The organism is Acinetobacter sp. UBA2063 (assembly GCF_002333245.1).
GTDB classification, from domain to species: Bacteria; Pseudomonadota; Gammaproteobacteria; order Pseudomonadales; family Moraxellaceae; genus Acinetobacter; species Acinetobacter parvus.
In genome coordinates, this window is record NZ_DDAH01000201.1 from 1 (window position 1) to 6,506 (window position 6,506).

General features: G+C 43.8%; 4 protein-coding genes and 2 pseudogenes. 2 read left to right on the forward strand and 4 right to left on the reverse strand.

Annotation, left to right across the window (positions count from 1 at the left end):
• Positions 1-69: 69 nt before the first annotated feature.
• On the reverse strand, positions 70-423 hold the full coding sequence (locus B4H32_RS09770) for a DUF1304 domain-containing protein (RefSeq protein ID WP_004678971.1): 354 nt from the start codon (positions 421-423) through the stop codon (positions 70-72).
• Positions 424-477: 54 nt separating this feature from the next.
• A complete protein-coding gene (locus B4H32_RS09775) occupies positions 478-1,050 on the reverse strand; it encodes a DUF2939 domain-containing protein (RefSeq protein WP_004683497.1) in 573 nt (190 codons plus the stop codon).
• 211 nt (positions 1,051-1,261) lie between these two features.
• Here B4H32_RS09775 and uvrA point away from each other — a divergent pair, with 211 nt between their 5' ends.
• Positions 1,262-4,093: an excinuclease ABC subunit UvrA gene (gene uvrA / locus B4H32_RS09780; RefSeq protein WP_286802678.1), complete on the forward strand. Its 2,832-nt coding sequence runs from the start codon at positions 1,262-1,264 to the stop codon at positions 4,091-4,093.
• A 90-nt stretch (positions 4,094-4,183) separates the two neighbouring features.
• Here uvrA and B4H32_RS09785 read toward each other — a convergent pair.
• A pseudogene (locus B4H32_RS09785) lies at positions 4,184-4,489 on the reverse strand (GGDEF domain-containing protein); the annotation flags it as partial.
• Positions 4,490-4,928: 439 nt separating this feature from the next.
• Here B4H32_RS09785 and B4H32_RS09790 point away from each other — a divergent pair.
• Positions 4,929-5,519, forward strand: a pseudogene (locus B4H32_RS09790) (carbapenem susceptibility porin CarO); the annotation flags it as partial.
• Positions 5,520-5,634: 115 nt separating this feature from the next.
• Here the strand turns inward: B4H32_RS09790 and B4H32_RS09795 are convergent.
• Entirely contained in the window at positions 5,635-6,285 is a 651-nt protein-coding gene (locus B4H32_RS09795; RefSeq protein ID WP_004678977.1) for a response regulator, read from the reverse strand.
• Positions 6,286-6,506: the final 221 nt, after the last annotated feature.

Sequence of the window (6,506 nt, forward strand, 5' to 3'; positions counted from 1 at the left end):
CTTATATCCTCGGGCTAAACCCCGAGGTTTTACGGCTATTCGGATAAATACTTTTATTGTTGAGCCTTATCAAAAAAGATTGACAACAATTAAGGTGATCAATGCAGGTACAGCCTGAATATAAATAATCTTTTTACTGGCGGTCAGCCCGCCATAAATGCCTGCAACCAGCACACAGCCTAAAAAGAAGTTGGCGATTGCAACTGCACAAGCTGTGGGTGCCAGTAATGACCAGAACAAACCTGCTGCCAGAAAGCCATTATACAGGCCCTGATTTTGTGCCAGAACCTTGGTCAGTTGAGCTTTCTCTAATGTATTGCCGAAAGCCTTTAAACCGTAGGGTTTATCCCATAAAAACATTTCCAGCACTAAAATATAAACATGCAATATAGCAATCAACGCAATTAAAATTGTTCCCAACATTTTATTTGTTCCTTGTTCTACCGCTTATACAATGGATTTAAATGCAGCACTGATCTATTTCAATTGCTCAATCGGCAATACGATTTGTGTGACTTTCCAGCTTAAGCCTTGTCGCTGCATTGTGACTGTAACAGGAGGTTTTGGATACGGATATTGAATCTGGACCACAAAACGATTAAATGCCTGATATTTACCTCGATAAGACAGCTTTTCCTTTGCTTGCGCTCCTGCCTGTGTTTGCTGTTGTTCGGATTGTTCAGGCTGGGTTTGAAATGGCAAACTTTCTTTTAGCTTTTTTCCCTGTAAAAGCATGGCAACTCCTTGCGGACTGACCATCACATCCACCATTTTATCCACCATCGAAGACGCCAGTAAGGCACCGAAAGCGGCAAAGCCACCCTCCGATGCCTGTGCATGTTCTGGAAATTTCTTTACGAGTTCGGTATTCAACTGATCCTTGATTCCCTGTCGAACACTGGGAAAATCAACATAGGCTGCCAGTGCTGCACTGTCTTCATTCTTCAATGCCTGACGGATTTGGTAAATTGCCAGATAGGGAGATGTATATACAAAAGCGAAAATCAGTAGAACAATCGCAATAATAGAAACTTGCAGTTTTTTTGACATGATGCCCTCAATTTTTGGAATTTATTTTTGAATAAATGGTCTGTAAATCTCAGCGATAAGCCTTTGGGCCAGATAAGAATTTCATGTTAAAAACATATTTGAAATCATTAATCCGACACAATCTGACGTTTAAAATCGTTTTGTTACAGCTTGAACAGTTTTAAATCGCTATTATATACACGTTTTATTCGCACAATTTCGAGATGTATTTATGAGTCAAAGTCATATCCGTATTCGAGGCGCACGTACCCATAACTTAAAGAATGTGTCACTCGATATACCACGGGACAAATTTGTGGTGATTACGGGACTTTCTGGCTCAGGTAAATCATCACTGGCGTTCGATACCCTGTATGCCGAAGGTCAGCGCCGCTATGTTGAGTCGCTTTCAGCCTACGCACGCCAGTTCCTGTCACAAATGGAAAAACCTGAGGTCGATTCAATTGAGGGCTTGTCTCCTGCGATTGCGATTGAGCAAAAGTCGACCAGCCACAACCCACGTTCAACGGTGGGAACCATTACCGAAATCTATGACTATCTGCGCTTGCTGTATGCACGTGTCGGTACGCCATACTGTCCTGAACATGACCTGCCAATGGTGGCCCAGACCATTTCAGAAATGGTTGATGCAGTCAAGGCACTGCCCGAAAGCACGGCACTGATGCTACTTGCACCTGTGGTACGTGAGCGTAAGGGTGAATATAGCCAGCTATTTGAACAGTTACAGGGTCAGGGCTTTGTTCGTGCCCGTGTCGATGGTGAAATCATTGATATTGATACCCCGCCTGAACTGGATAAAAAGAAAAAGCATACCATCGAAGTCGTGGTCGATCGCTTTAAAGTCCGTGATGATCTCGGCAATCGTATTGCAGAATCGTTTGAAACTGCATTACGTCTAGGTAGTGATATTGCGGTGTTGTCGTGGATGAATGGCGAACATCCTGAACGGGTTTTTTCAGCGAAACACTCCTGTCCTGAATGTGACCGTGCGGTGGCTGAACTTGAACCCCGTTTGTTCTCATTTAACAATCCATTTGGTGCCTGTCCTGTGTGTGATGGCTTGGGCACACGTAGCCATTTCAGTGCAGAAAAACTGATTCCAAACACTGAACTTTCCATCAGTCAGGGCGCAATTCGTGGCTGGGACAGACAGCGTCCTTATTACTACACCATGCTGCAAAAAGTTGCTGATCACTTTGGCATTAGTCTGGATGAGCAGTGGAATAAGCTGGACAAGGATACGCAGAAGAAATTCCTGCAAGGCACAGGCAAAGAAAAAATCGACCTGAGTTATATTGATGAACGTGGTCGTAAGCACAACCGTGTGCAACCGTTTGAAGGAATCCTACCCCATCTGGAACGCCGTTACCGTGAAACTGAGTCAAACTACGTTCGTGATGATCTGGCGCAATATCTTTCCAATGCCGCCTGTGATGCCTGTGGTGGTTCACGCCTGAATGAAATCTCACGTCATGTTCGGGTCAAGGATAAAACCATTGCACAAATCACCGAAATGTCGATTGGCGATGCAGAAAACTACTATCAAGACCTCAATCTTGAGGGTGCCAAAGGTGAAATCGCCGATAAAATCTTTAAGGAGATTCGTGAGCGTTTACACTTTCTGGTGAGTGTTGGACTCAATTATTTAAGTCTTGCACGTTCCGCCGAAACCCTGTCAGGTGGTGAAGCACAGCGTATTCGTCTCGCCTCACAGATTGGTGCAGGCTTGATGGGCGTAATGTATGTGCTTGATGAACCGTCCATTGGTTTGCATCAACGTGATAATGATCGCCTGTTACAAACCCTGATTCGCTTACGTGATCTGGGCAATACCGTACTGGTGGTCGAGCATGATGAAGATGCGATCCGTGCAGCTGACCATATCATTGATATTGGCCCAGGTGCAGGGATTCATGGCGGCGCGATCATTGCCGAAGGTACTTATGAGGAACTGGCCAATCATACCGATTCCCTCACAGGTCAGTATTTATCAGGCAAATTAAAAATTGAAGTACCAAAACAACGTACCGTATCACCGCGCCCAGATGAGTTCATTAAATTGTCTGGCGCTAGTGGGCATAATCTGCAAAATGTCGATTTGACCATTCCATTGGGTATTATGACCTGTGTCACAGGCGTGTCAGGTTCAGGTAAATCCACCCTAATTAACCGTACCCTGTTGCCTTTGGCTGCGACTCAACTAAATGGCGCAACCACGCTGACTGCGGAAAAGTTTGATTCGATTGATGGCTTGCAGCATCTGGATAAAGTGGTGGATATTGACCAAAGCCCGATTGGGCGTACGCCACGTTCCAACCCAGCCACCTATACAGGTTTATTCACCCCGATTCGTGAATTGTTTGCGCAAACCCCTGAAGCCAAGGCACGCGGTTATAGCGCAGGCCGTTTCTCATTTAACGTGAAAGGTGGACGCTGTGAAGCCTGTGAAGGCGATGGCATGATCAAGGTGGCGATGCACTTCCTGCCTGATATGTATGTGCCTTGTGATGCCTGTCATGGCAAGCGTTATAACCGCGAAACACTGGAAGTGGGTTATAAAGGCAAGAACATTTCCGATGTGCTGGAAATGACAGTCGAGGATGCGGCAGAGTTCTTTAGCGCGATTCCCGTGATTCATCGTCGTCTGGAAACATTGATGCAGGTGGGCTTAGGCTATATCCGTCTAGGTCAGGCAGCAACCACCCTTTCAGGTGGTGAAGCGCAAAGGGTAAAACTGGCGCGTGAACTGGCAAAACGTGATACAGGTAAAACCCTGTATATTCTGGATGAACCGACCACTGGCCTGCATTTCCATGATATTGCCAAGTTGCTGGATATCCTGCATGAGCTTCGCAACAAGGGAAATACCATTGTGGTGATTGAACATAATCTGGATGTGATCAAGACGGCTGACTGGGTGATTGACCTTGGTCCTGAAGGTGGTTTTGGTGGTGGTCAGCTCATTGCCGAAGGTACACCTGAGCAAGTCGCTGAGGTTGAGATTTCACATACGGGGCGTTTCTTAAAGCCGATGTTGAAATAAATTTAACTGGTTCTTAAATACTGGCGTAAATTTCGGTTGATTTTGTCTCACCAGCTTAAATTTACGCCAACTCCCTCAATGTTGAGCTGATGCTTTTGCCAGTTTTGGTTTTAAATCCACCCTCAATTGCAGTGAGATTGAATCAAAGCCATTTTTCTGTAGTGTGAGGATGGTTTCATCAATTTGAGCATCCACCACCTGCCTAAATGTCTGCAATTCTTTTTTATTTTTATCCAGTTCCTTTGGATGGCTCGACATCAGCTTGTTGCTGGGGGCACGCAAACTGGTAATCTCAGTCAGCACCTGTTGGGTTTTAATATATTCCTGATGACTCTGGATAATAAGTGGAATGGAAATATAGAGGATCGACAGGATAATCACGACCATACAGGCAAAAAAAGCTCAGCCTTGGGGAAAGCCGAGCTAGTAAAAAAGGATGCATGACACATCGAATACTCGAGAAAATGTTATGAGGTAAAATGCAAATATCACACCTCTTCCTCACTATTATGTGAAACACATCTCAAAAAGTAAAGTCGATTAAACAGATCAGATTTAAATTTTTCATCGTTTTTGTTAATCCTTTTTAAAAAATCCAGCCTTTTGTTAACCTGGTTTTATCTATCTTATCCAGATAGTCCGCTTAAATTATAAAAACAAACCACATAAACACAGGAAAAGTAGATTCTATTCACACTTTTTAAGCTTAATTATGTAATTTTTGTGCTCACATTAAATGCAAAAACCGATTAACGCCATCGAATAAACCCATAAAAATAAACGATTATGACCATCATATTACAGCGATTTCAAAGATGAAAAATTCATCTATCTCATTGTTACTGAAGCTTATCTGCCAACTCCATATATGCCTGCATATGCAAGCTTAAGCTACAGCGCAACTGACAATGACGGTAAATATGGTCTTTCTGATGACCGTGGTCAACGCTGGGCAGTTGAGTTTGGTTCTGTTATCGCACCAAATTTCCTTGTGGCTGTAGGTTATACCAACGTTGTTGAACAAACATCTTTAGATACATTCGCAATCCTAAACAGTGGTTTTGCCAAAGCGGCTGGTGAGACAGCAACCATTGCTGAAGATCAGGATGCAATCACTGCACGTACTAAATACGTTGGCGCGATCACAGGTACGCCAATGTCAATTGGTTTCGAAACAGGTATCGTTTACGGTCAGGACACTGCGTACGAGTTAAAAACTGATTTGTACCTAAACTCACAACTTAGTGCTGGTGTTTCTTATGCTGAATCTAGCTTTGCTGGTTCACCAGACTCAGCTTGGGGTGTGAATGTAAACTACTTCATCACTCCAGCGATTGCGGTTGGTGCAAGCTATGTAAATGCGAATGCTGTAGGTTCTGACGCAGATATGCAAACTGTTGGCGTAAACGCGAAATTACGTTTCTAAGATTGAATTGCGGTTCTATCCAGAACCCAGATTGATCATAAAAAAACCAGTTCATTTTGAACTGGTTTTTTATTTTAGAAGAATCGGAAAAGTCTTTCAGTTCCCAGCTACAAGACTACATCTTTTTGTCTTCGATATTTAAGGCACTGATTGCCAACACTGCCTGAGTACGGTTTTGTACGCCAAGTTTACGGAAAATGGCGGTTACATGCGCCTTGATGGTTGCCTCGGAAACTTCCAGGTCATAGGCAATCTGTTTATTTAGCAACCCCTCAGCCACCATCATTAATACGCGGAACTGCTGCGGCGTCAGTGACTGTAAACGCTCTGCCAGTGCGGTTTCGTCCGCAGCCCTTGGGTCAAATCCTGCATGAGTCGGTAAATTCGGTGGCAGCCAGATCTCACCCTCCAGCACCTGCTTAATGGCCTCGCCAATATGGCTTGGGTGTGAGGATTTTGGAATGTATCCCATTGCTCCGTGTGCAATTGCCCGCTGGATAATCGACACTTCCTCATGGGCAGAAACAATAATGATCGGAATCGCTGGATACTGTGCTCGTACATACACCAGTGCAGAAAATCCAGAGGCACCTGGTAGATTCAGGTCCAGCAACACCAGATCGGGTTCCGCCCCATGTTCCAGACGCGCATAGAATTCGTCAACATCAGCAGTTTCCTGAATCTGTGCCTGTGGCAGGCTATAACGAACCGCTTGAATCAACGCATGTCTAAATAAGGGATGATCATCTACAATTAAAATATTCATAAGTGCTTTACGCAATCTGTAAGTACGTCAATGTACTGTGTTTATTCAAATTCAATCTATCCTAGCCTATTTTTAAATAAACCGCAGGTCAAGCACAAGACCTGATTTATTTCCTTTTCCAGCAAAATAAATCGAATATTTATATAATCCATATCCTATTTATTCAAGAATAAAGCCCTTAAAGAAATATTGAATAGAAACATGCAATTAAAACCAACTAA